General features: G+C 73.6%; 18 protein-coding genes. 13 read left to right on the top strand and 5 right to left on the bottom strand.

Going from position 1 to position 23,438, the window contains the following annotated elements; all coding sequences use genetic code 11:
- On the top strand, positions 1-822 hold the full coding sequence (locus tag F7P10_RS06675; protein ID WP_254716455.1) for a hypothetical protein: 822 nt from the start codon (positions 1-3) through the stop codon (positions 820-822).
- Positions 823-1,043: 221 nt separating this feature from the next.
- Here the strand turns inward: F7P10_RS06675 and F7P10_RS06670 are convergent, their stop codons facing one another.
- Positions 1,044-1,331 carry a DUF4235 domain-containing protein gene (locus tag F7P10_RS06670; protein WP_151008547.1) on the bottom strand — a complete coding sequence of 96 codons (288 nt, stop codon included), beginning with the start codon at positions 1,329-1,331 and terminating at the stop codon, positions 1,044-1,046.
- Positions 1,332-1,472: 141 nt separating this feature from the next.
- On the opposite strand from F7P10_RS06670, the gene valS reads away from it, so the two are divergent.
- Both valS and F7P10_RS06660 read left to right on the top strand, forming a co-directional pair.
- The gene (gene valS / locus F7P10_RS06665; protein ID WP_151008546.1) at positions 1,473-4,004 is read left to right on the top strand and encodes a valine--tRNA ligase; all 2,532 of its coding nucleotides are present in this window, start codon (positions 1,473-1,475) and stop codon (positions 4,002-4,004) included.
- Positions 4,005-4,137: 133 nt separating this feature from the next.
- Positions 4,138-5,025, top strand: coding sequence for a metal-dependent hydrolase (locus F7P10_RS06660; RefSeq protein WP_151008545.1), 888 nt, complete (start codon positions 4,138-4,140; stop codon positions 5,023-5,025).
- Positions 5,026-5,061: 36 nt separating this feature from the next.
- On the opposite strand, the gene F7P10_RS06655 is transcribed toward F7P10_RS06660, so the two are convergent.
- On the bottom strand, positions 5,062-6,336 hold the full coding sequence (locus F7P10_RS06655) for a cytochrome P450 (RefSeq protein ID WP_151017880.1): 1,275 nt from the start codon (positions 6,334-6,336) through the stop codon (positions 5,062-5,064).
- 206 nt (positions 6,337-6,542) lie between these two features.
- On the opposite strand from F7P10_RS06655, the gene dut reads away from it, so the two are divergent.
- Both dut and F7P10_RS06645 read left to right on the top strand, forming a co-directional pair.
- Positions 6,543-7,031 carry a dUTP diphosphatase gene (gene dut, locus F7P10_RS06650; protein ID WP_254716454.1) on the top strand — a complete coding sequence of 163 codons (489 nt, stop codon included), beginning with the start codon at positions 6,543-6,545 and terminating at the stop codon, positions 7,029-7,031.
- A gap of 3 nt (positions 7,032-7,034) precedes the next feature.
- Positions 7,035-7,895: a DUF3710 domain-containing protein gene (locus F7P10_RS06645; protein WP_151008544.1), complete on the top strand. Its 861-nt coding sequence runs from the start codon at positions 7,035-7,037 to the stop codon at positions 7,893-7,895.
- A gap of 134 nt (positions 7,896-8,029) precedes the next feature.
- Here the strand turns inward: F7P10_RS06645 and F7P10_RS06640 are convergent, their stop codons facing one another.
- Complete coding sequence (locus F7P10_RS06640; protein ID WP_151008543.1) at positions 8,030-8,731, bottom strand: PIG-L deacetylase family protein; 702 nt, start codon at positions 8,729-8,731, stop codon at positions 8,030-8,032.
- A gap of 51 nt (positions 8,732-8,782) precedes the next feature.
- On the opposite strand from F7P10_RS06640, the gene F7P10_RS06635 reads away from it, so the two are divergent.
- From F7P10_RS06635 to F7P10_RS06620, 4 genes are all read left to right on the top strand, one after another.
- Positions 8,783-13,099, top strand: a complete 4,317-nt coding sequence (locus F7P10_RS06635; protein ID WP_151008542.1) for a HEAT repeat domain-containing protein — start codon at positions 8,783-8,785, stop codon at positions 13,097-13,099.
- Complete coding sequence (locus F7P10_RS06630; protein ID WP_151017878.1) at positions 13,096-13,434, top strand: SdpI family protein; 339 nt, start codon at positions 13,096-13,098, stop codon at positions 13,432-13,434. Before F7P10_RS06635 ends, F7P10_RS06630 begins: the two co-directional genes overlap by 4 nt.
- Before the next feature lie 82 nt (positions 13,435-13,516).
- Positions 13,517-13,948 carry an OB-fold nucleic acid binding domain-containing protein gene (locus tag F7P10_RS06625; RefSeq protein WP_151008541.1) on the top strand — a complete coding sequence of 144 codons (432 nt, stop codon included), beginning with the start codon at positions 13,517-13,519 and terminating at the stop codon, positions 13,946-13,948.
- 175 nt (positions 13,949-14,123) lie between these two features.
- Positions 14,124-14,723, top strand: a complete 600-nt coding sequence (locus tag F7P10_RS06620; RefSeq protein ID WP_254716735.1) for a DUF3159 domain-containing protein — start codon at positions 14,124-14,126, stop codon at positions 14,721-14,723.
- A 15-nt stretch (positions 14,724-14,738) separates the two neighbouring features.
- On the opposite strand, the gene F7P10_RS06615 is transcribed toward F7P10_RS06620, so the two are convergent.
- The gene (locus F7P10_RS06615; RefSeq protein WP_151008539.1) at positions 14,739-15,398 is read right to left on the bottom strand and encodes a TrkA family potassium uptake protein; all 660 of its coding nucleotides are present in this window, start codon (positions 15,396-15,398) and stop codon (positions 14,739-14,741) included.
- The gene (locus F7P10_RS06610) at positions 15,398-16,063 is read right to left on the bottom strand and encodes a TrkA family potassium uptake protein (protein ID WP_151008538.1); all 666 of its coding nucleotides are present in this window, start codon (positions 16,061-16,063) and stop codon (positions 15,398-15,400) included. The genes F7P10_RS06615 and F7P10_RS06610 overlap by 1 nt, the downstream gene beginning before the upstream one ends.
- A 385-nt stretch (positions 16,064-16,448) precedes the next feature.
- On the opposite strand from F7P10_RS06610, the gene F7P10_RS06605 reads away from it, so the two are divergent.
- From F7P10_RS06605 to F7P10_RS06590, 4 genes are read left to right on the top strand one after another with little or no spacing between them, the layout of a single operon-like run.
- On the top strand, positions 16,449-18,650 hold the full coding sequence (locus F7P10_RS06605) for a transposase (protein ID WP_176611327.1): 2,202 nt from the start codon (positions 16,449-16,451) through the stop codon (positions 18,648-18,650).
- A 22-nt stretch (positions 18,651-18,672) separates the two neighbouring features.
- The gene (locus F7P10_RS06600) at positions 18,673-20,706 is read left to right on the top strand and encodes an APC family permease (RefSeq protein ID WP_151008537.1); all 2,034 of its coding nucleotides are present in this window, start codon (positions 18,673-18,675) and stop codon (positions 20,704-20,706) included.
- A gap of 49 nt (positions 20,707-20,755) precedes the next feature.
- Positions 20,756-22,117: a class I SAM-dependent RNA methyltransferase gene (locus tag F7P10_RS06595; RefSeq protein WP_151008536.1), complete on the top strand. Its 1,362-nt coding sequence runs from the start codon at positions 20,756-20,758 to the stop codon at positions 22,115-22,117.
- Between the two features lie 57 nt (positions 22,118-22,174).
- Positions 22,175-23,365, top strand: coding sequence for a GNAT family N-acetyltransferase (locus F7P10_RS06590; protein ID WP_218040399.1), 1,191 nt, complete (start codon positions 22,175-22,177; stop codon positions 23,363-23,365).
- Positions 23,366-23,438 lie beyond the last annotated feature (73 nt).

Raw genomic sequence — 23,438 nt, 5'->3', positions numbered from 1 at the left:
GTGACGGGAGACCTGGAGAAACGACGGGACGAGGTGGAGCCGGCGCCCGGCGGCGGCTCCACCGAACTCGGTGAGCTGATCGGCCGGCTCACCGACGACGAGGACATGGACCGCGAGACCCGCGGCCGCCTCCTCGGGCGACTGGCGAAACTGCTCGGCCAGAACGCCCGCAGGGCGGGGGCCGCGGGCGTCGCGCGCGGACGCTGGCTGGGCGACCTGCTCGTCGAGGTGGCCCCGCACATCCCCGTCCGCGACCGCGAGACCCTGAGCGCCCACCACAACGGGCTCACCGGCGAGGCGCTCGCCGACAGCCTGGTCCGGGTCGCGAGCAACGCCACGACCGGGGTCGGCGCCGCCGGCGGCGCGCTCGCCGCGGTGCAGTTCACCGCGCCGCCGCTGCTGCTCACCGCCCCCGCGAAACTGGCCGCCGAGACCCTGGTGGTGTCGGCCATCGAGGTCAAGCTGATCGCCGAACTGCACGAGGTGTACGGCGTCCGCGTCGAGGGCTCCGGCACGGTCCGGGGCCGCGCGTTCGTCACGTCCTGGGCCAAGCAGCGCGGCATCAACCCGCTGGAGGCGGGATCCATCGGCAGCGCGCTCGGCACGGCCGCCAAGGCCGCGCTGCGCAAACGGATGCTACGGGTGTTCGGCCGCAGTATGAGCACCATGGGGCCGCTGCTGACCGGCGCGGCGGCGGGCGCCGCCCTCAACCGGGGCGCGACCAAGGCGCTGGCGGCGACCATCCGCAACGACCTGCGCGCCCTCGCCGGCGTGCCGCCCCCGCTTCCCGGCGAGCACCCGCGGCTGCCGTCCGGGGACTGAACCGGCACCGAACCGGACCGAACCGGCGGCAGAGCGGCGTGCGCCGATGGAGCACGGCCGGAAACCGATGACGCGGGCGGTCCGCGGCCGTCCGAAACGCGGTGCGGGCCGGATCCGGACACGTCCCCCTCGTGGACCGGAACCGGCGCCGCCGGCGGGCGCGGCGGACCGCACGTCGCCGTCCGCCGCGCCCGCCGCCGATCATCGGCGACCGGCCGGCGTCAGCCCTCGACCTTGAAGTGGGACGGGGGCGCGCCGGTGCCCTTGGCCCACTGGTGCGCGACGGCGCGGGTGGCCAGCAGCCGCGCCACCTCCATGCCGACGCCCATCATCACGGCCCAGCCGACCGCCTCCATCAGCGCCACGTCGGGCGACTCGGGGTTGGTCGGCGGCTCCTTGCCGGTGCTCTTCTTCCAGGCCAGCGTGATGGCCTTCTTCGCGACGAAACCGCCCGCGAAGGCCGCGGCCCCGGCCGTCAACCGCCAGCCGAGTTCGCCCTTGTCCGCCATGTTCGTCCTCCAGTCGTCCTGTCGTCTCCGACGCTACCGGACCGTGCCCGTACCGGACGGGCGACCGGTGCGGCCGCGGCGGCCGCGTCGCGCGCGGGGAAATGCGCATGCGCCGGGGGGCGATGTCAATACCATTGACGCATGACAGAGCGTCCGCGTACCCCGCATGTTCCGGCCAAACCCGCACTCGACGGCCTGGAGGACAAGTGGGTACGCGTATGGGACGAGGAAGTGGTCCACCGGTTCGACCGGACCAGGCCGCACGCCGAGGTGTTCTCGATCGACACGCCCCCGCCCACGGTCAGCGGCTCCCTCCACGTCGGCCACGTCTTCTCCTACACCCACACCGACGCCGTCGCCCGGTTCCAGCGCATGCGCGGTCGAGCGGTCTTCTACCCGATGGGGTGGGACGATAACGGCCTGCCCACCGAGCGGCGGGTGCAGAACCACTTCGGCGTCCGCTGCGATCCGTCGCTGCCGTACGATCCGGACTTCGAGCCCCCGGCGAAGCCCGACGCGAAACGCCAGGTCCCGGTGTCGCGGCGGAACTTCATCGAGCTGTGCGAGCGGCTCACCGAGGTCGACGAGAAGGCGTTCGAGGAGCTGTGGCGCCGCGTCGGGCTGTCGGTCGACTGGAGCCACCTGTACACCACGATCGGCGCGACGTCCCGGACGGCGTCGCAGCGCGCGTTCCTGCGCAACCTCGCGCGCGGTGAGGCGTACGGCGCCGAGGCCCCGACGCTGTGGGACGTCACGTTCCGGACGGCCGTCGCGCAGGCCGAACTCGAGGACCGGGAGCAGCCCGGGGCGTTCCACCGCCTGCGGTTCCACGCGCCCGAACGGCCCGTCTACATCGAGACGACCCGGCCGGAACTGCTGCCCGCGTGCGTCGCGCTCGTCGCGCACCCCGACGACGAACGGTACGCGGAGCTGTTCGGCACGACCGTCCGCACGCCGCTGTTCGACGTCGAGGTGCCCGTCCTCGCGCACCGGCTCGCCGAACCCGACAAGGGCTCGGGCATCGCGATGATCTGCACCTTCGGCGACGTCGCGGACGTCACGTGGTGGCGCGAGCTCGACCTGCCGACCCGCGCGGTGATCGGCTGGGACGGCCGGCTGGCCGCCGAACCGCCGCGCGACGTCCCGTCCGGGCCGTACGCGGAGCTGGCGGGCAAGACGGTCTTCTCCGCGCGGGAACGGATCGTGGAGCTGCTGCGGGAGTCCGGCGACCTGGACGGCGAGCCGCGCGCGATCACCCGGGCGGTGAAGTTCTACGAGAAGGGCTCCAAGCCCCTGGAGATCGTCACGACCCGGCAGTGGTACATCCGCAACGGCGGCCGCGACGCCGGGATCCGCGCCGAGATGCTCGCGCGGGGCGCCGAGCTGGACTGGCACCCGCCGCACATGCGGGCCCGCTACGACAACTGGGTCGAGGGCCTGAACGGCGACTGGCTGATCTCCCGGCAGCGGTTCTTCGGGGTGCCGATCCCCGTCTGGTACCGGCTGGACGAGTCGGGCGAACCGGTCTACGAGGAGCCGATCGTCCCGCCGGAGGCCGACCTTCCCGTCGACCCGTCGTCGGACGTCCCGTCCGGCTACACCGAGGAGCAGCGGGGCGAACCGGGCGGTTTCATCGGCGACCCGGACGTCATGGACACGTGGGCGACGTCGTCGCTGACCCCGCAGATCGCCGGCGGCTGGGAGCGCGACACCGACCTGTTCGCCCGCGTCTTCCCCTACGATCTGCGGCCCCAGGCGCACGACATCATCCGCACCTGGCTGTTCTCCACGATCGTCCGCTCCCACCTGGAGCACGGGTCGCTGCCGTGGACGGGCACGGCGCTGTCAGGCTGGATCCTCGATCCCGACCGCAAGAAGATGTCGAAGTCGAAGGGCAACGTCGTCACGCCGATCGACCTGCTCCGCGAGTACGGCTCGGACGCCGTCCGGTACTGGGCGGCGAGCGGGCGCCCGGGGACCGACACCGCGTTCGACACCGGGCAGATCAAGGTCGGGCGCCGCCTCGCGATCAAGATCCTGAACGCGTCGAAGTTCGTCCTCGGGCTCGGCGATGTCGCGGACGAGGGACCGGCGGCGGTCGTCGAGCCGCTGGACCGGGCGATGCTCGCGACGCTCGCGGGCGTCGTCCGGGACGCGACCGAGGCGTTCGAGGGCTACGACTACACGCGCGCGCTGGAGCGGACCGAGCGCTTCTTCTGGGAGTTCTGCGACGACTACCTCGAGCTGGTGAAGTCGCGGGCCTACGGGGACGGCGCGGAGGCGCGGTCGGCGCGGGCGGCGCTGCGGACGGCCCTGTCGGTGCTGCTGCGGCTGTTCGCGCCGGTGCTGCCGTTCGTCACCGAGGAGGTCTGGTCGTGGTGGCGGCACGGGTCCGTGCACACGGCGGCGTGGCCGGCGCGGGCCGAGCTGCCCCTGGACGGGGACCCGGCGGTCCTGGCCGCGACGGGCGCCGCGCTGCGGCAGGTCCGCAAGGCGAAGTCGGAGGCGCGCGCGTCGATGCGCGCCGACGTGTCGCGCGCGGTCGTCCGCGGCTCCGAGGTGCTGCGGATCTCCCGTCCCGACCTGGCGGCCGCCGGGCGGATCGCCGACCTCACGCTCGAGGACGCGCCCGCCGACCTGACCGTCGAGGTGGAGCTGGCCCCCGCCACGTGACCCCGGCGCGGCCCCCGCGGCCCCCGCGGCCCGGCGTAAGCCCCGTCACACGGCCGAGGTCTTGACTTCGCCCGGCCCGCTCCAGATATTGGACGACACATCTAATTGTCTGGGCGGGCCGGGGAGGACGCCAGTGAGCGAGATCGACGAGCGGCACCCCGTCATCACCCCGCGGCGGGTGAAGTTCGACTGGGCGGACACGCCGCTGCACTGGATCCCGGGCGAGCCGGTCGCCACGCACTTCATCAACGTGCTGCACCTGCTCCTGCCCGCCGGGGAGCGGTGGTTCGTGCACGTCTACAAGCAGGCGCTGCCGCTCGTCGAGGACGACGAGCGGCTCTACCGCGAGGTCAAGGGGTTCATGGGCCAGGAGGCCGTGCACGCCTACTCCCACCAGGGCGTCCTCGACCGGCAGATGCTCGCGCGGGGCCTCGACCCGCGCCCGCTGACCCGCCGGATCGAGTGGCTGTTCAAGCGGATCCTCGGCGACCGGCCGCCGCTGCCCGGCATGTCCCGGCGCCGGTGGCTGAAGCTGCGGATCGGGATCATCGCCGGGATCGAGCACTACACCGCCGTCCTCGGCCAGTGGATCCTGGACGCCCGCGCGCTCGACGGCGCCGGCGCCGACCCCACGATGCTGGACCTGCTGCGATGGCACGGCGCCGAGGAGGTGGAGCACCGCTCGGTCGCGTTCGACGTGTACGAGCACGTCGCCGGCGGGTACGCGCAGCGGGTCCGCTCGTTCTTCATCGGCCTCATCGCCATGCCGCTCGCGGTGTACGCCGGCGCCGCGTACCTGTGCCGCGCGGACCCGACCCTGCACGGCGTCCGGCCGCGCCTGCGCGACTACCGGCGGGCCGTGCGCCGCGGGCTGTTCCCGAGCAACCGGTTCATGATCGCCGCCGCCCGCAGGTACCTGCGGCGCGACTACCACCCGTCGGCCGAGTGCTCCACGCGGCGCGCGGTCGCCTACCTGTCGACCTCGCCCGCCGCGCGCGCCGCCGGGTACGGGACGTCCTGAGCCGCGGGCGCACGGCCGCCCGGCGGCCGGACGGGCTCAGTAGGTGAACGGCAGGTGCTTGATGCCGTTGATGAAGTTCGAGTAGAGCCGGTCGGGCCGTCCGTCCGCCCGGATCTCCGGGACGCGCGTGAACAGCTCCCGGAACATCACCGTGATCTCCCGGCGGGCCAGGTTGGCGCCCAGGCAGAAGTGCGGGCCGGGACCGCCGAACCCCACGTGCGGGTTCGGCGACCGGGTGATGTCGAAGACGTCGGGGTTCTCGAACACCTCGGCGTCCCGGTTGGCGGAGTTGTAGAACAGCAGGACCTTCTCGCCCGCCCGGTACGTGTGACCGTTCATCTCGTGGTCCCGGGTGACCGTCCGGCGCATCTGGATGACGGGGGTCGCCATCCGGACGATCTCCTCGACGGCGCCGGGCGCGTGCGTCTCGAAGTCCTCCGCCAGCAGGGCCCGCTGCTCGGGGTTGTCGGTGAGCAGCTTCAGGCCGTGCGACATCGCGTTCCGCGTCGTCTCGTTCCCGGCCACCACCAGCAGGATGAAGAACGACCCGATCTCCTTGTCGGTCAGCCGCTCCCCGTCCACCTCCGCGGAGACCAGCGCGGACATCAGGTCGTCGCCGGGGTGGCGGCGCCGCCGCCGGGCCAGCTTCATCGCCAGGTGGTTCAGCTCGTACGCCGCCGTCACCACCCGCACGATGGCGTACAGGGCGCCGATGCGGGTGATCTCGCCCGTGAAGTCGCGCCCCGCGGTGTACTCGGGGTCGCCGATGCCCAGCAGCGTGTTCGTCCGGTCGAACACCATGGGCCGCAGCGGCTCCGGCACGCCGATCATGTCGCAGATGACGGTCAGCGGGAGCTTCGCCGCGACGTCGGTGACGAAGTCGCCGCCGGGGCCCCGCGCCAGGACGTCGTCGACGATCCGCGTGGCCGTCGCCTGCAGGTCGGTCTCCAGCTTGGCCAGCACCCGCGGGGTGAACGCCCGCGACACGATCCGCCGGATCTTCGCGTGCCGCGGGTCGTCCATGTTGATGATGGAACCGAGGTAGCGGGCGATGTACCCCGGCATGTCGGGGATCGTGGTGGAGGTCGGCTCGCTGCTGAACACCTGCGGCGTCCGGCTGGCCCCCACCACGTCCGCGTACCGGGTCAGTGCCCAGTAGCCCGATCCCTGCTTGATGAACGGCAGCCCCAGTTCGGGGAAGTGGGCCGGATGCTCCCGTTCGCGCAGCCGCGCGAACGCCGCCACGCGCTCGCGTTGCGGCCGGGCCCAGAAGTCCAGATCCGACAGGTCGGTCGCCGGGTCCCGCGTCATCATCGCCACTTCGCACCGTCCTCCGGGGGGCGTCTCCGAACGGAGTTCGGTTTCCATGGAACCGAGGGAGCGCGGCGACGTCAAGGATCACTTACCTCGCCGGAGCCGGGGCGCGGCGGCGTTTCAGGGACGGGACCGGCGCGCGGAGTCGGTATTGTCGGGTGGTTTCCGAGGCGGTCCGCGCGACCGCGCACCGACGATGGGACGTGAGGTCACAGGTGGGCAAGGTCGATGTGCTGATCAAGCGGCTCGATCCGGAGCTGCCCCCGCCCTCGTACGCGCACGCGGGAGACGCCGGCGCCGACCTCGTCGCCGCCGTGGACGTCGAGCTGCCGCCGGGCGAGCGCGCGGTCGTCCCCACCGGAATCGCCATCGCCCTGCCCGACGGCTACGCCGCTTTCGTTCACCCGCGGTCCGGTTTGGGCGCTAGGTTGGGGGTGACCATAGTGAACGCACCCGGTACGGTCGATGCCGGCTATCGGGGTGAGATCAAGGTGACCCTGCTGAACACCGACCCCCGCGCCACGGTCCGGCTGCGGCGCGGCGACCGCATCGCGCAGATGGTCGTGCAGCGGGTGGAGACGGCGGTGTTCCACGAGGTCGCCGCGCTTCCCGGGTCGGCGCGCGGAACCGGCGGATTCGGCTCCACGGGTGGGTACTCCCATCCCGAAGAAGGTCAGAGAGAAGGAGTGTGAGTCGTGGCTTTTGGACGTCGCCGACGGGCCGAGGAGGGCCGTGCGGAGCCCGAGGTGACCGAGGAGCCGGTGCGGCAGGACGCCGAGGCCGCCGAGGACGCCGAGGGCGTTGAGGGCGGCGCGGAGGAGGGCGCCGCCGGGGTCGAGCCGGGTGAGGGAGGCCCCTGGGACTCCGAGGACTCCTTCCCCGAGATCCAGCGTCTCGACTTCGGATCGCTGCAGGTGCCGGTCGCGCCCGGTCTCGGATTCCAGGTGAACTTCGAGGCGACCCAGGTCGACGACCAGGGCAAGCCGCTCGACGGCCGCCCCGTCGCCGTCCTCGTGCAGCACCAGGAGAGCGCCATGCAGCTCCAGGTCTTCGCCGCGCCCAAGCGCAGCGGGATCTGGGACGACGTGCGCGCCGAGACCGCCAAGGACATCCAGGAGCAGGCGAAGGGCCAGACCCAGGAGGGCGACGGGCCGTTCGGGTCCGAACTGCTGGCGATGGTGCCCGCCGCGCTGACCGAGGAGGTCCTCGCGGAGATGCCGCAGGACGTCCGCGAGTCGATCCCCGCCGAGTTCGTCGAGCAGGGCTGGGCGCCGCAGATCATCCGCTTCCTCGGTGTGGACGGTCCGCGCTGGTTCCTGCAGGCCGTCGTGCAGGGCGCCGCCATCGAGGACGAGGAGCAGTGGCAGGTGCTCGAGGACGTGCTGCGCGGCGTGGTCGTCGTGCGCGGCGACGCCCCGATGCCCCCGCGCGAGCTGCTCGAGCTGCGCATCCCGCAGGAGTTCAGCGAGTCCCAGGGCGACGGGCAGGCCGAGGAGTCCAAGGAGCAGAGCTTCAACCCGTTCGAGCGCGGCCCGGAGATCACCGAGGTCCGCTGAACGATCGATCCCGCCCGGCCGCCCGTGACGCGCGGCCGGGCGCGCCCCGACCGGGTCGTCAAGCCTCGATCTGCGCGCTCAGGTTTCGATCATCTCGCTCAGGTTTCGATCACCCGCAGGTTTCGATCATCCGCTCAGGTTTCGATCATCTCGAAGGTCATCGCGTGCTCCACGCCGACAGACCGTCCGGCGGGCTCCGCCATGCCGGTGAGGAACGCCGCCGCGTCGAACCCGGCGCCCAGGTTCGAGAAGTACACCCTGTGCGCGAGCAGCGAATCGATGCCCTTCCGCAGGTGGCCGGTGACGTCCACGTAGTGCTCCGCCAGCGGCGACCCGCCGAACAGCGCGAACCGCACCCCCTGCCACGGCTCCAGCTCCAGGTCCCGGAAGACCCACCGGTTCGCGGCGTCCCGGATCGCGTCGGCGACCGCGAGCCCGAGGACCCGGTGGTCGGCCATGTTGAACCCGCCGCCCGGGAACGTCTCCCGGAAGTTCACCGAGATCACCACCTCCGGACGGTGCCGCCGGATCGCCGCGGCCAGAGCGCGCCGCAGCGGCAGCCCGTACTCCAGCACCCCGTCCCGCAGGTCGAGGAACTCGACGGTGTCCACACCGACGATCCGCGCCGCTTCGATCTGCTCCACGGTGCGTATCCGGGCCACCTCGTCGGGGTCCATCCCGTCGATGCCCGCCTCGCCGCGCGTGGCGAGCACCTCCGTCACCGTCTTGCCCTGCGCCGTCCACTTGGCGACCGCCGTCGAACCCCCGTACTCCAGGTCGTCGGGGTGCGCGACGATCGCCAGCGCCCGATCCCAGTCCTCAGGTACCGCGTCCATGGCCCCATAATTCCCGAGCGTGAGCCCGGCGGCGAACCCTAGGATCGCGCGGTGACCGAAACGGGGATGCATGTCCGGATTCAGTGCCTGCGCGACGCGATCGTCGCCCGTCCCGAGACCGTCCGGGACGAACCCGCCGGGGAGCCGCTGTACCAGGCCGTCCACGGGCTGCCCGCCGCCGACGTCCCCGACCCCGGCCGCCTCGCCCGGGAACTGGCCGCGCGGGTCGACCCCGTCCTGCGAGCCGCGGCGTTCCGGCTCGTCCGGGAGGCCCTGCACGCCGGCCTGCTGCCGCCCGCGGAGGCCCGCGCGCTCGTCGAGGACCTCGCCGCCGACGTCCCTGCCGCGCTCCGCGAGCTCGCCGAGCCCTGGGCCGTCCTCGCCCCCCTGCCGCGCGGGCGCGCGCGCCGCTACCTGGAGACGGGCCCGGACGGCGACGCGACCGAGGTCGCGGCCCGGCACGGGCACCGGGACCTCGTGCGGGACGTCGCCGCCGATCCCGGACGGACCCCGGCGGTGCGGCGGCGAGCGCTCGAACTGCTCGGCGATCTCGCCGCCCGCGAGGACGTCCCCGATCTGCTCGCAGTCGCCTGCACGGACCCGCCCCTGTTCGCCGCACCGGCCTTCGCGTGCCTGACCGGCCTGCACCGGCGCGGCCGATTCCCGCAGGACCGCGACGTCCCGTCCCTGGTGGGCCTCGCACTAGCCGATCACCACGTCGCGGCCGAGGACGTCGCGATCGTCCTGTACACCTGCAGGAACGCGGCCCTGCACGAGCTGACGGCCGGAGAGGCGGACCTGTCACGGCGCCTCGAACTCCTCGTCGCGCTCGACGCGCAGGGCGCCCCCGGTCTCGATGTCGGCGGCGCCGTGACGGACCTCGCCCGCCGTGCCGCCGATCCCGCCCCGCACCTGCGGGCGATCCGCGAACTGGCGCACGTCCCGGCGGAGGAGACCGTCCTCGACCTGCTGCCCCGCGCGCCGCTCCCGGCGCTGGCCGCCCTCGAGGCCGTCGGCGGCGACCGCACCGCCGGCGTCCTGTGGACAGGCCTCGGCCTGGACGGCGGCGAGATCGTCCCGCACCTGCGGGCGCACCGGCACCGCGCCCTGGAGATCCTCTGGCACCTCACCGGCGACCCCGCCCGCCGCCGCGCCCTCCTCGACGTCCTGGACCCCCGCGACCTGCCCCGCCGCATCGCCGCCGACCTCGGCGGCCCCGACCCGCGCGAACTCGCCGTCCTCGCCGCGAACCCCGACCCGGGCGACCCGCCGGACGCGCTGTGCCGGCTCGCCCGCAACGGCGACGCCACCACCCTGCCGGCCATCGCCGACCTGCTGCTGCGCGTCGTGTCCGACCTCGCCGCGACCTGGGGCGACGGCCCCGAACCGGTGGTTTCGGACGAGGTCGTGGCCGAGATCCAGGCCCTCGGCCGGCGGCTGCACCGGCGCGGCGCGATCCGCCCCCGGTGCCTGCTGGACGCGCCCGGCGAGCCCGGACACCGGCTCCTCACCGGCCTCGCGCTCGACCTGCTCGACCGGCCGGGGCTCTCGCCCGCCGAGCAGGCGATCCTGCTGGGCCTGCCGTGCGCCGCGTGCGCCCCCGGTACGCGGGCGCGCGTGCGCCCCTTTCTGCGGCACCGCGACCGGCACGTCCGCAAGAAGGCGATCGGGCTGCTCGCCACCGGGGACGCCCGCGCGCTGTCGGCGAGCCTGATCCCGCTCACCCGCGCCGAGGACCCGCAGACGGTCCGGCAGGCGCTGCTCGCGCTGGAGTCGACGGGCGCGACCTGGGCCGCCCCCGCGATCGCCGCATGCCTCGACCACCCGAACATGAACGTGAAGAAGACGGCCGCGACGGCGCTCCAGACCGCGGGCTCGCCGCCGGCCGTCCCGGCGCTGCTGTCCTGGCTGGGCCGCCACGACAACCCCGGCTTCCGCGAGGCCCTGGTCAAGGCCCTGCGCTCGATCCTGCGCGACGCGTTCGCCGCGACCGTCCGGGCCGCGGCGGACCGGACGGACGACGCCCGCGCCCGCACCCGCCTGCTGTCGGCCCTCCCCACCCGCGAGCCCCGGCACCCGGCGGACTGGCTCGCCGAGCACGGCTGGGCCCCCGAGGTCGCCCGCCGCGCCGTGTCCGCCCGCACCACCGGCACGTCCCGGATGCGCGCGATGCTGCCGCACTGGCTCGACCTCCTGGCCGAGGACGATCCGGGCGCGTCCGTCCTCCGGTTCGTCCTCGCCCTCTGCACGCCGCCGTGGACGGACACCGAACTCGAGACCCTCGCACGTTCGGCGTCCCCGCTCGTCGATGCGCTTCCGACCGTCCCCGAGGGCCCCGACCGGACGCGCCTCGTCGAGCTGCTCCACGCGGCGATCCCCCGCACGGGCCCCGCAGGGCGCCGAACCCTCGCCGCCCGCCTTCGCCGAATGCCCCCGGACCGCGACGGCCTCGCGCTCCTGCACCGCTGCGGCGAGGCCCCGACCCGCCACGACGTCGTCCGGGCCCTCGCCGCCGCCCGCGACACCGAGCGCCCCGCCGAAGCCGAGACCGCACTCCTGCGGGAGGCGTTCACCGAAGGACCGACCCGCCTCGGCGCACCCCCAGAAGCCGCACGGGCGCCGCGGAACAACGCCCGCGACGGGGCGCCTTCCCACCCGTCGGGCGGGGCGGACGGGCGGGGTGCGCGGTCGGCCGTGAGGGACCTGCGGGGCGGGGCGTCCGGTCGTCCTTCGGCCGAACTCGCGGAGGTGCTGCGCGGGGCCGTTCGCTCCGCCGCGGCCGTCCGCACTCTGCGCGCGCGGACGGCCGCCGCGACGGGCGCGCCGTCCGGTCGTTGGGCGGTGGACTCCGGCGAGGTGCTCGCGGAGGTGGAGGCGGCCGCCGGTTCCGCGCGGGAGCGGCGCGGCGTTGATCGCGTGCCGCCAGGGCGTACGGGCGGCGGTGGACTGCCGGGGACGGACGACGGGGGCTCCCCACGGGAGCGCTGGTCGTCGCGGGCGTGGTTGAGCGCGTTGATCGAGGTGTTTCCGGCGGCGGCTCCCGAGGCGCGGGAGGAACTGCTCGACTGGATGCTCGAACTGCAACCGCTCGGCGTCCCGCCCTGGACGATCGGCGAGGAGGCCCCGCGGGCGGCCGAGGGGCGGACGCCGCGTGCGGACGATCTCGACCAGCCGTGGTCGGCGGCCCAGCGCGACCGGCTGCTGCGCATGCTCGAGGACGGGACCGCGGAGCAGCGCGAGACAGCCGCCCGGATGCTCCTCGAGCGCCCTGAGCCCTCCGCGCGGCTGCCCGTCCTGCGCGCCTACCTCGACGGTCGGCTCGACATCGAGATCGCCCCTGCGCTCGTCCGGGCTCTCCCGCACGTCCCCCGGCCTTCGCCGCCGGGTGCCGGACGGCACGAGCCGGAGGCGCCCGGCCTCGACGGCGCCGCGCCGGGCCCGTTGCTCTCGCCCGGCTCGGTCCGGGCGGCCGACCGGGGGTTCCTCGAACGGTTCGTGCGGCTCGTCGGGTGTTCGGATGCGGACGAGATCGGCGGGTTCGTCCCCGTGCTCGTGGAGGTGTGGGAGCACGGCGGTTCCGGCGCTCGCGAGCATGCTCGGCACGCGCTGCGGCGGGCGCCCGCGGACATCGTCGCCGAGGCGATCGCCGACCGGGTGGAGGCGGGGGAGCGGGGGATGCTCGACCTCGTCGCCGGACGCCCGCTGCTGCGGACGCCCGTGTTTGCGCGGGCCGTCGAGCGGCTCCGGGCGGAGGGGCGCGGCGATCTCGCCGACCGGCTCGACCTCGTCGACGGGCCGTTCCGCGCGGCCGGCGCCGCCGAGCGGGACGCGCGGACCCTCGCCGGCCTGCGGGAGCGCCGGGACCCGCCGCCGGAGCCGACGCGGGACGAGCTGTTCCTGCAGGCCCGCGAGGGCGCCCCGGCGGACGTCCGGCGCGCGCTCACCCGGCTGGCGGAGGGCGCTCGGGCGCCCGACCCCGAGCTGGCTGGGCTGCTCGGGGAACTGCTGGGCCACCGGGAGCGCAAGGTCAGGCTGCAGGCGCTCCGGGTCTCCCGCGGGTTCCTCCCTCGGGAGGAGTACCTGGACCGGACGGTCGGGCTACTGGACGACCGCGACTCCGACGTCGTCCTGACGGCGATCCGGACGCTCGCGCACGCCGGGTGGGCGCCCGCGATCCCGGGACTGATCGCGCTGCTCGGGCATTCCCGCCCGGTCGTCGCGCGGGACGTACGGGAGGCGCTCGTCCGGCTGGGGGAGCAGACGCTCCCGGCGCTGCGGCGCGCGGAGGGCCGCGCCCGCCCGGACCGGCGGCACGTGTACACCTGCCTGATCGAGCGGATCAGGGACGAGGAGGGGGAGGACCGATGATCGTGGGAGAGTTCGTGATCGTGGCGGCCGGGATTCTGGTCGCGGCGGTCGCCCGGGGCACCGCGACGGGGCGGATCGGGCGGAACCACTTCGCCGGGATCCGCACGAAACGCAGCATGGCCGACGACGAGTCGTGGACGATCGTGCACCGGGGCGCCCAGCCGTGGATGATCGCCGGCGGGGCGCTGATCGTCCTGTCCGGGGCCATCGCGGCGGCCGTCCCGGCGGAACCGGCGTCGGCGATCGTCATCGGCGCCGGTGTGGTGATCGCGCTGGCCTGCACGCTGGCGGGCGTCCTCGCCGGGCACCGCGCGTTGAGCGAACGCGCACGGTGAGCGGAACGCCCCGTTCCGTATCGCCCGGTTCCGTGCGCCCTCGGGGGTCCGATTCGCCCCGGGATGCCATACGCTTCGTCGTATGGACGAGGTTCCGGCTCGCACCTCGCCGCCGTCCGGCGACGCCGACCGGGGCGGCGCCGACCGGGGCAAGGGCGGGCTCAAACGCTTCCTCCGCCGGATGGCGGCGGGGAAGGCCGAACTCGAGGCCGAGGAGCTCCAGAAGGAGCGCGGCTCCGAGGGCGCGACCCCGATCACCGACTGCGGCTCGCGCAAGCGTCACCGCGTGGCGGGTACCCTACGTACCGTGACGCTGCGTCCGCGCGGCGGCGCCCCCGCGCTGGAGGCCGAACTGTACGACGGCACCGACGTGATCACGCTCGTCTGGCTCGGCCGCCGCAAGATCGCCGGGATCGATCCCGGCCGGCGGCTCCGCGCCGAGGGGCTGGTCAGCCTCCAGGACGGGCGCAAGACCATGTTCAATCCGCGTTACGAGCTGCGCGGCGGGTCGTGAGGCCGCGCGCGGCCGGGGGAGATACGTGAGCGAAGCACGAGCGGGCCGGGACGACACCGCGGACGCCCTGGACGAGGAGGCGGCGGCCCGCGCCGACGGCCTCGTCGAGGAGGCTCGCGGGGCCGCGAAGCCGCGGAACGCGCACGACACCGTCGAGGCGGCCGTCCGGGCGCAGCTGAGCAAGGCGCTCGGCGGGATCCGCGGCATGCTCGAGGCGGCCGCGCCCGTCACCGCCTTCACCCTGACGTTCGTGGTGCTCGACGAGGTCAGGACGGCGGTGTTCGCGGGGATCGGCGCGGCCGTGGTGCTGCTCCTGGTCCGGATCCTGCAGAAGTCGAACCCGCAGTTCGTGCTCAACAGCCTCCTCGGCATCGCCATCGCCGCGTTCTTCGCGCTGCGGTCCGGGGACGCCGAGGACGCGTTCCTGCCCGGCATCATGCTGAACGCCGCCTACGGCGTGGGCCTGACGTTCTCGATCCTCGTCCGCTGGCCCGCCGTCGGGTTCATCATCGGCTCGGTCACCGGCGACCCGACAGCCTGGCGCTCCGATCCCGGCATCGTGAAGCTGTGCTCCCGGTTGACGTGGCTGCTGGTGCTGCCGTGCGTGCTGCGCGTCGCCGTCCAGTACCCGATCTACATCGGGGCGGGCGACCAGAGCGGGCTGCTGGGCGCCGCGAAGATCGGCATGGGCTGGCCGCTGCAGGTCGCCGCGCTCGCCGCGATGGCGTGGCTGCTGGCCCGGGGACGCACGCCGATCGAGCGCCCCCGGACCTGACGACCGCAGTAGCGGTCAGCGGCCGCCGAGCAGTTCGGCGAGGTCGTCCTCGACGTCCTGGCTGGCGACGAACATCAGCTCGTCGCCCGGTTCGAGGGTGTCGTCGGCGGACGGCACCAGCACCCGGCCCTCGCGCAGGATCGCGACCAGCGCGGTGTCGCGCGGCCAGTCCACCGAGCCGACCCGCTGCCCGCCGAGCGGCGCGTCGCCCGGCAGCGTCAGCTCCACCAGGTTCGCCTCGCCCTGCCGGAACGTCATCAGCCGTACCAGGTCGCCGACGCTGACGGCCTCCTCCACCAGCGCCGACAGCAGCCGCGGCGTGGAGACGGCGACGTCCACGCCCCACGACTCGTTGAACAGCCACTCGTTGTTCGGGTGGTTGATGCGCGCCACCACGCGCGGCACCCCGTACTCGGTCTTGGCGAGCAGGGACACCACCAGGTTGACCTTGTCGTCACCGGATGACGCCACCACCACCTGGCAGCGTTCGAGCGCCGCGTCGTCCAGCGCGGAGATCTCGCAGGCGTCCGCCAGCAGCCACTCGGCGCGCGGCACCATCTCGACCTTGATGGCCTTGGGGCTCTTGTCGATCAGGAGCACCTCGTGCCCGTTCTCCAGCAGCTCCTGCGCGATGGACCGGCCCACCGCGCCCGCCCCGGCGATCGCGACCCGCATCAGGCGTCCTCCCCGTCCCGCGCCGCCACCGCGGCGTTGATCCGCTCCAGGTCCTCGGCGGCCGCCATCACGTGTACGACGTCGCCGTCCTGGACGACCGTGTCGCCCGTGGGGACGAGCGCCTCGCCCATCCGCGACAGGAACGCCACGCGCGTCCGGGCGTGCTCCTCGAGGGCGGCGACCTTCTCGCCGACCCACAGCTCCCCGGCGTCCAGCTCGGCGAGGACGACCCCGCCGCTCGGGTCGCGCCACAGCGGCTCGGTGCCCTCCGGCAGCAGGCGGCGCAGGATCTGGTCGGCGGTCCACCGGACGGTCGCGACGGTGGGGATGCCGAGCCGCTGGTAGACCTCGGCGCGGCGCGGATCGTAGATGCGGGCGACGACGTTGTCGACGCCGAACGTCTCGCGCGCCACCCGGGCGGAGATGATGTTGGAGTTGTCGCCGCTGCTGACGGCCACGAACGCGGACGCGCGCTCGATGCCCGCCTCGGCGATCACATCGCGGTCGAACCCGAACCCGGTGATCCGCCGGCCCCGGAACCCGCTGCGCAGCCGCCGGAAGGCCTCCGGATTCTGGTCGATGATGGCCACCGAATGGCCCCGTTCCTCCAGGATGTGGGCGAGCGTCGAGCCGACCCGCCCGCAGCCCATGATCACGATATGCACGGCCGTTCCTTCTGTCTCCAGGGGACGCCGCCCCCCGCACCCCCCGCGCGGTGGACGGCATTCGCCGCTGCGCCGCCGACGCCGTGCCGCACCCGAGGACCGCTCCTCCATGAATGATCCCTGCCGGACGGCAAACCTACACATCCGCCCGGTCCAGTACTACCCGGCCGCGGCTTCCGGCAGGTCACAGCGTGTTCACCTCCGGTTCCACCGCCGGGCGGGGGCTGCCGGAACGGGGTCATCGCCAGCGGTGCCCTGTTGGGAGATGTTCGGTGGGATCCGGAGTTGGGAGTTCTTCCCCGTCGCCTCGTGCGGTGGGTGTGGCCGTCCCACGGGCACCCCGCAGTTGGGCTGTCGATTGCATGTTCGATTAAATCAACGTAATGTGTTCATCATGCTGCATACCGCAACCGGTCATGGCGATGCCGTCTCCTATGCCGCGCCGCCCGGTGCGGAGGTTGGGGACGGCCACGCGACCGGTGAGCGGCGGTTCCGGGGGAGGAACAAGGGGCCAGCGTGGCGGCGGTCCCATGATGGCCCGGTGACGGTGGTGCGGTTGCGGCTGGTGCCGGACCCGGCCGCCCGGCACCGCCTAGAGCAGCTGTTCGCGGCGGGGTGGAGCTTGAAGCGGGCTTTGCAGCGTGATGCCCGTTCGCGTGCGCTGGCGTACCAGGCCGGGCACCACCGCCGCCGCAGTCCGGCCGCCGCCAAGCAGTGGCGGACTCGGCTTGGTTTGTCGCGCGACGCGCTGGAGCGGGCTGCCTACCGCCATCTGGACGCTTCCGGACATCTGAAGCATCACCTGTCCAAAGCGGTGGGGATGCATCTGGCCGATGAGGTGTGGACGGGTGTGGAGCGGCATCTGTTCGCTGACGCGTCCGGGAGGCGCCATGGTATGCCCGGAGTGGGTACGTGGTGGGGCTTCAAACGGATTCCGGGCCGGGCGCGTTCCCATACCCGGGCCCGTAAGTGGGAGACGTTCCGGTTGCACGGCACCCTGGCCGGTCACCTCGCGGCCTACCCGTCACCGGGCCTGTCGCCTGGGATCACACCACAGCAGGCGGCCTCACTGCCTCCGGGCACGAGCGTGCTGGCTCAGCCTCGTGCCCCCACACCACCGCAGCCGCCGAGGGGCCGTGGCCGGGGGAAGGGGGTGTGGTGGGAGTACGACGGGCCGTTGACGGTGGTGTTCGCGGGCGGCCCGGACGGGTGTCGGGGTGATCTGGTGGTTGCGGTGCGGCTGCCCCAGGGCACGGGCCAATGGCCCCACCTGGTCCATACCCTGGACGATCCGGATACCTGGCACAAGGTCGACCTGGTGCGCCGCCGCGCTCCGTCCGAACCGGGCGGCTGGGTCTACGAAGCGCACCTGATGGTGCTGAAAGCGGCGTACATACCCGCGTCGACGGCGGCGCGCCGGGCTGCGGCCCCGTCGGCGCGTCGGGGTGGGGTGGACGGCAACGTCTCCAACCTCGCGGTCGTGTCCGTCCCTGCCGACTCGCCCACCGGCACTCCTGATGCCCCGGCAGCCTCCGCCGGTTCCGTGGTGTCGTCAAGGGTGACGTTGCCGGAAACCGAGCGGACGCGTATCGCGCGGCGGGAGCGCAAATGGCGGGGACGGCGGCGGGCACTGGAACGCTCCCGCCGCGCCACCAACACCACCCAATACCGGCTCAGCAAGCGGCAGGCCAAGCGTGAACATCGCCGCCGCGCCGCCGGACTCCCATCCAAGCAGGTCACGGTGCCTGGCGGGCCCAGGGACGCCCGCACCGACGGCAAACCCCGTCGCTCCCATCGCCACGACTTCCTCTCCAACGCCTACCTGCGGCTACGCGCCGCCGACACCGCCGCTGAGCAGCGTGCCGCGCAATCCCGCACCACACGGGCCCGGCAGATCGCCGCCGGCCTGGTGGGGGTGCATGGGCCGGACCTGGTGGTCGAGGACTGCGACATCACCACCTGGTTCCGGCTCTGGGGCGCGGCGTGCGCCCGGTTCACCCCCGGCATGCTCATCACCGCCCTGCGGGCCGAGTGTGCCGCCGCAGGCGGACGGCTCCTGCGCGCCTCGACCCGCGCCACCGCGTTGTCCCAGCACTGCCCCTGTGGACGCCGCACCCCCAAGACGTTGGGTGTTCGCACCCACCACTGCCCGATCGAGGACGGGGGGTGCGGGCTGACCGGCGACCGGGACTTGGTCGCCGCCGCTCTCGCCGCGTTCGTCCGCTTCGACGATCCGGACGATTCGTCCACCGCCAGGGTGGACTTCCAGGTGTCCCGCAGCGTGCTGTGCGCGGGCGGGCCGGGGTTACCTGGAGCCCTGACCGAGTCAACCGCACCCATTCCCGCACCCGTCACCGGCACGTCCGGTGCCGGGGAGGGGAAAGCGGCAGCCATCAACCCCCGGACCCGCCGCAACCGGCGGCAGGTCGGGGAACGGGCGGCCTCTGCTCGGCGAACCCGGACCAGTACGGTGCCGACCCCGGACGAACCGCCCCCGCCCACCTGGGCCGGGCAAGTGGTCGCGCCGGGCAGACATCGGCCACGAACCCGGCTGTTCAACACACCCCCGAACTGCGGAACCCGTTGAACAGGCCTTAGAGTCTCGTTGCGTGTCGAAGGCTCCTGACCTAGCCAAGCGCTTACTGCTGGGCCGCGCCCTGCAGAGCCGGCAGCAGCACGAGCAGCTGCTCCCCAAGCGCATCGCGCTCCCGGTGTTCGCCAGCGACGCGCTGTCGTCGGTGGCGTACGCGCCGCAGGAGATCCTGCTCGCCCTCGGCGCGGGCGGCCTGGTCATGTACGGGTTCACGCCGTGGGTCGCCGCGGGCGTGCTCGTCATCCTGCTGACGGTCGTCGCCTCGTACCGGCAGAACGTCCGGGCCTACCAGAGCGGCGGCGGCGACTTCGAGGTCGCCACCACCAACCTCGGCGGCAACTGGGGCGTGGTCGTCGCGAGCGCCCTGCTGGTCGACTACGTCATGACGGTCGCGGTGTCGGTGTCGTCCGGCGTGGAGAACCTCGGGGCGCTGCTGGGATTCATCCAGCCGCACGAGGTCGCCGTCGCGATCGGCATCGTCGTGCTGCTGACACTGGGGAACCTGCGCGGCCTCCGGGAGGCCGGGGTCGCGTTCGCCATCCCCACGTACCTGTTCATGTTCGCCATGTTCGGGATGCTGCTGTGGGGCGTGATGCGGCTCATCACCGGCGCCGAGCTGCGCGCCGAGAGCGCCGACTACGACCTCGTCGGCGCCGGGACCGGGGTCACCGGGTTCGCCCTCGTCTTCCTCCTGCTGCGCGCGTTCTCCTCCGGCTGCGCCGCCCTCACCGGAGTCGAGGCGATCAGCAACGGCGTCCCCGCGTTCCGCAAGCCGAAGGGCGACAACGCCGCCAGGACCCTGCTCATGCTCGGCCTCATCGGGGCGACGCTGTTCGGCGGGGTGACGGCGTTCGCGTTCATCACCGACGCCAAGTACGCCGAGGGCGACCAGGACGTCCGGCTGGTCGATCCGGCCACCGGCGAGACGATCGAGCACCCCGACCCCGTCGTCGCGCAGGTCGCCGACACCGTGTTCAGCAACTTCGCGCCCGGGTTCGTGCTGGTCACCATCGTGACCGCGCTGATCCTCTTCCTCGCGGCCAACACCGCGTTCAACGGCTTCCCCGTGCTCGGGTCGGTGCTCGCGCAGAACCGGTACCTGCCGCGCCAGCTCCACACGCGCGGCGACCGGCTCGCCTACAGCAACGGCATCATCATCCTGGCGACCATGGCCGGCCTGCTGATCTACGCCTACGACGCGTCGGTCAGCAAGCTCATCCCGCTCTACACCGTCGGCGTGTTCGTGTCGTTCACCGTCAGCCAGATCGGCATGGTCAAGCACTGGAACCGGCTGCTCGCGACCGAGCGGGACCCGCTGCGGCGGCGGCACATGCGGACGTCCCGGGCCATCAACGGGTTCGGCGCCACGCTCACCGGGATCGTCCTGATCATCGTGCTGTCCACCAAGTTCGTGCTCGGCGCCTACATCGTCTGCATCGCGCTGCCGCTGCTGTACCTGCTGATGAAGTCGATCCGCAAGCACTACGACCGGGTCGCCGAGGAACTGGTGCCGTCCGGCGAGGACGTCGCGCTGCCCGCCCGCAACCACGCGATCGTGCTCGTCTCCACGATCCACAAGCCGACGCTGCGGGCGCTCGCGTACGCCCGCGCGACGCGCCCGTCCACGCTGGAGGCCGTCACCGTCTCGGTGGACGCGCAGGAGTCCCGCCGCCTGCAGGGCGAGTGGGACGCGCTGGACATCCCCGTCCCGCTGAAGATCCTCGACTCGCCGTACCGGGAGATCACCCGGCCCGTGCTGTCGTATGTGAAGAGCGTCCGGCGCAAGAGCCCCCGCGACGTGGTCACCGTGTTCATCCCCGAGTACGTCGTGGGCCACTGGTGGGAGCAGATCCTGCACAACCAGAGCGCGCTGCGGCTCAAGGGCAGGCTGCTGTTCGTGCAGGGCGTGATGGTGACGAGCGTGCCCTGGCAGCTGCGCTCGTCCGACCGGCTCAAGGGACGCGTCGAGCCCCCGGGCCCCGGCTCGTCGCGGCGCCCGCCCCGCCCGCCGCGCTCCCCGTCGCAGGGCCCGCCGCAGGGTCCGCCGTAGGGCTCGTCGCGGGCCGGAGCACGCCCCGGCGACGGTAGTGTGTCCGACCGTGAGTGAAACCGAGCCCGGCGTCCCCGACGTCCTCGAACTGCAGGTCGGCGACGTCGCCAACGGCGGATTCTGCGTCGCCCGGTACGAGGGGCGCGTGGTCTTCGTCCGGCACGCGCTGCCGGGCGAGCGGGTGCGGGCCCGCGTCACCGAGCGCGCCAAGAACTACCTGCGCGCCGACGCCGTCGACATCATCGAGGCGTCCCCGGACCGGGTCGAGCCGCCGTGCCCGTTCGCGGGGCCGGGCCGCTGCGGCGGCTGCGACTGGCAGCACGCCTCCCTCCCCGCGCAGCGCGCCATGAAGGCCGCCGTCGTCGAGGAGCAGCTCCGCCGCCTCGCCGGGATCACCCGGACGGTCGTGGTGGAGGAGGTCCCGTACCCGGTGGAGGGCGACACCGACGCCGGCATGGTCCCGCCGCCCGGCCTGGGCTGGCGCACCCGCGTGCAGTTCGCCGTCTCCGGCGGCACCGTCGGCCTGCGCCGGCACCGCTCCCACGACATCGAGCCGATCGACGAGTGCCTGATCGCGCACCCCGGCGTCGAACTGATGGGCATCGAGCACAAGCGCTGGCCCGGCGCGTCCGGCGTCGAGGGCGTCGTGTCCGCCACCACCGGCGACCGGCTGGTCGTGCTGCGCGGCCGCGACCGCCGCAAGATCCGGGTGCCGCGGCTGGACGTGCCCGTCCGGCTCGTCCGCGGCAAGCCCGAGCCCGGCGCCAGCCTGCCGTACGTCCGCGAGTCCGTCTCCGGCCGGCTGTTCCAGGTCAGCGGCAGCGGCTTCTGGCAGGTCCATCCGGGCGCCGCGCAGCTGCTCGCCGACGCCGTCCTGGACGCGCTGGAGCCCAAGCCCGGGGATATCGCCCTCGACCTGTACTGCGGCGTCGGCCTGTTCGCGGGCGTCCTCGCGGACCGGATCGGGACGGACGGCCTCGTCGTCGGCGTCGAGTCCGACGGGCAGGCCGTCCGGGACGCCCGGTTCAACCTGCGCGACCTGCCGAACGTGTCGATCGAACGCGGTTCCGTCGAGGAGATCGTCGCCGAGCTGGAGTTCGGCCGCGCCGACGCGTCTTCCCGCACGCAGAACAAGCGCGGCGGCACCGGCCACCAGGGCGGTGCCCGCGTGCGCCGGGCCGACGTCGTCGTCCTCGACCCGCCCCGCACCGGCGCGGGCCGCGACGTCGTCGAGCACGTCACCCGCCTCGCCGGCCGCAAGATCGCCTACGTGTCGTGCGACCCCGCGACCCTGGCCCGCGACCTCGCCTACTTCGGCGAGCGCGGCTGGACCCTCGACACCCTGCGCGCCTTCGACGCCTTCCCGATGACCCGGCACGTGGAGCTGCTGGCGACGCTCGTGCGCGGCTGACCCCCGGCGCTCGGGGGCGCGGAAAATCGGTTGCGGCGGGCGCATAGCGTGGAGTTCGTGATCGAACTCAGGAACGTGCCCCAGGACGACGTGGACCGCATGATCGACCTCGCCGCGACGGTGTTCCACATGCGGATCACCGACCGTGAGCCGTTGCGCGGGTTCGTCACGCGGCTGGAGCGCATCGGAGCCTACGACATCACCGGGCCCGGCTCCGGCGTCCTCGCCGGGCAGCTGGGCGTGCTGCCGCAGCGGCTGTCGGTGCCGGGCGGGGAGCTGGACTGCGCGGCGATCACGTTCGTCGGGGTCCTGCCGACGCACCGGCGGCGCGGGATCCTCAGCTCGATGATCGACCGGATGCACGCGGACGCGGCGGAGGCCGGGCGGCCCGTGGCGGCGCTGTGGGCGTCCGAGGGGCCGATCTACGGACGGTACGGGTTCGGCGTCGCGAACCGCAGGATCGGGTTCGAGGTCGACACCTCCAGGCCGTTCGGGCTCCGCACCGCGCCGGACGATCGCCCGCTGCGGCTGCTCGACCGCGAGGGCGCCCCGGGCGTCCTCGGCCCGCTGCACGCGCGGGAGGTGGCGCGGCGGCCGGGCGGGCTGGCGCGCGACGAGTGGTGGTGGCTCGTACGGACCGTGCCGCCCGTGGACCCCGGCGAGCCGCGGTTCACCGAGCCGAAGATCGTCGTGCATCCGGACGGGTACGCCGTCTACCGGACGCACGAGCGGACCGTCCGGCTGTACGACATGGCGGCCGGGACGCCGCAGGTCGAGGCGGCGCTCTGGAGGTACCTCGCCGACATCGACCTGACCGACCGGATCGTCGCGCCGGAGCGGCCGGTGGACGACCTGGTCCTGCGGATGGCCGCCGACCCCGACCAGGTGACGGTCACGCGGGACGCGGCGGCGCTGTGGCTCCGGCTGATCGACGTCCCGGCCGCGCTGCGCGCCCGCTCGTGGGCGTCGGCGGACTCGCTCGTCCTGGACGTCGCGGACGCGCGCATCCCCGGCAACCGGGGCCGGTGGCGGCTCGCCACGGGCGGGAAGGCGGCCTGCGAGCGCACGGAGGAGGCGCCCGACCTGGCGCTGGACGCCGCCGATCTCGCCGCCGTGTACCTGGGCGGCACGCGCTTACGGACGCTCGCGCGGATCGGGGCGGTGGTCGAGCACACGCCCGGCGCGGCCGACCGCCTGGACGCCGCCCTCGCCGTCCCGCTCGCGCCGTACACCGGCGACAACTTCTAGGGCCGCCGCTGCCGGGGTTGTGTCCGGGACGTGCGTCGCCTAACATCCAGGGCGATCGTACAGGACGGTCGTA

The organism is Actinomadura sp. WMMB 499, assembly GCF_008824145.1.
Lineage (GTDB): Bacteria > Actinomycetota > Actinomycetes > Streptosporangiales > Streptosporangiaceae > Spirillospora.
The sequence above is the reverse complement of the archived record's forward strand: the minus strand, read 5'-3'. Positions and strand labels throughout refer to the sequence as shown.

Coding starts and splice junctions, on each gene's coding strand:
- F7P10_RS06670 (WP_151008547.1), bottom strand. CDS start 1,331: ATGGCGGACAAGGGCGAACTCGGCTGGCGGTTGACGGCCGGGGCCGCG.
- valS (WP_151008546.1), top strand. CDS start 1,473: ATGACAGAGCGTCCGCGTACCCCGCATGTTCCGGCCAAACCCGCACTC.
- F7P10_RS06655 (WP_151017880.1), bottom strand. CDS start 6,336: ATGACGCGGGACCCGGCGACCGACCTGTCGGATCTGGACTTCTGGGCC.
- F7P10_RS06640 (WP_151008543.1), bottom strand. CDS start 8,731: ATGGACGCGGTACCTGAGGACTGGGATCGGGCGCTGGCGATCGTCGCG.
- F7P10_RS06630 (WP_151017878.1), top strand. CDS start 13,096: ATGATCGTGGGAGAGTTCGTGATCGTGGCGGCCGGGATTCTGGTCGCG.
- F7P10_RS06625 (WP_151008541.1), top strand. CDS start 13,517: ATGGACGAGGTTCCGGCTCGCACCTCGCCGCCGTCCGGCGACGCCGAC.
- F7P10_RS06615 (WP_151008539.1), bottom strand. CDS start 15,398: ATGCGGGTCGCGATCGCCGGGGCGGGCGCGGTGGGCCGGTCCATCGCG.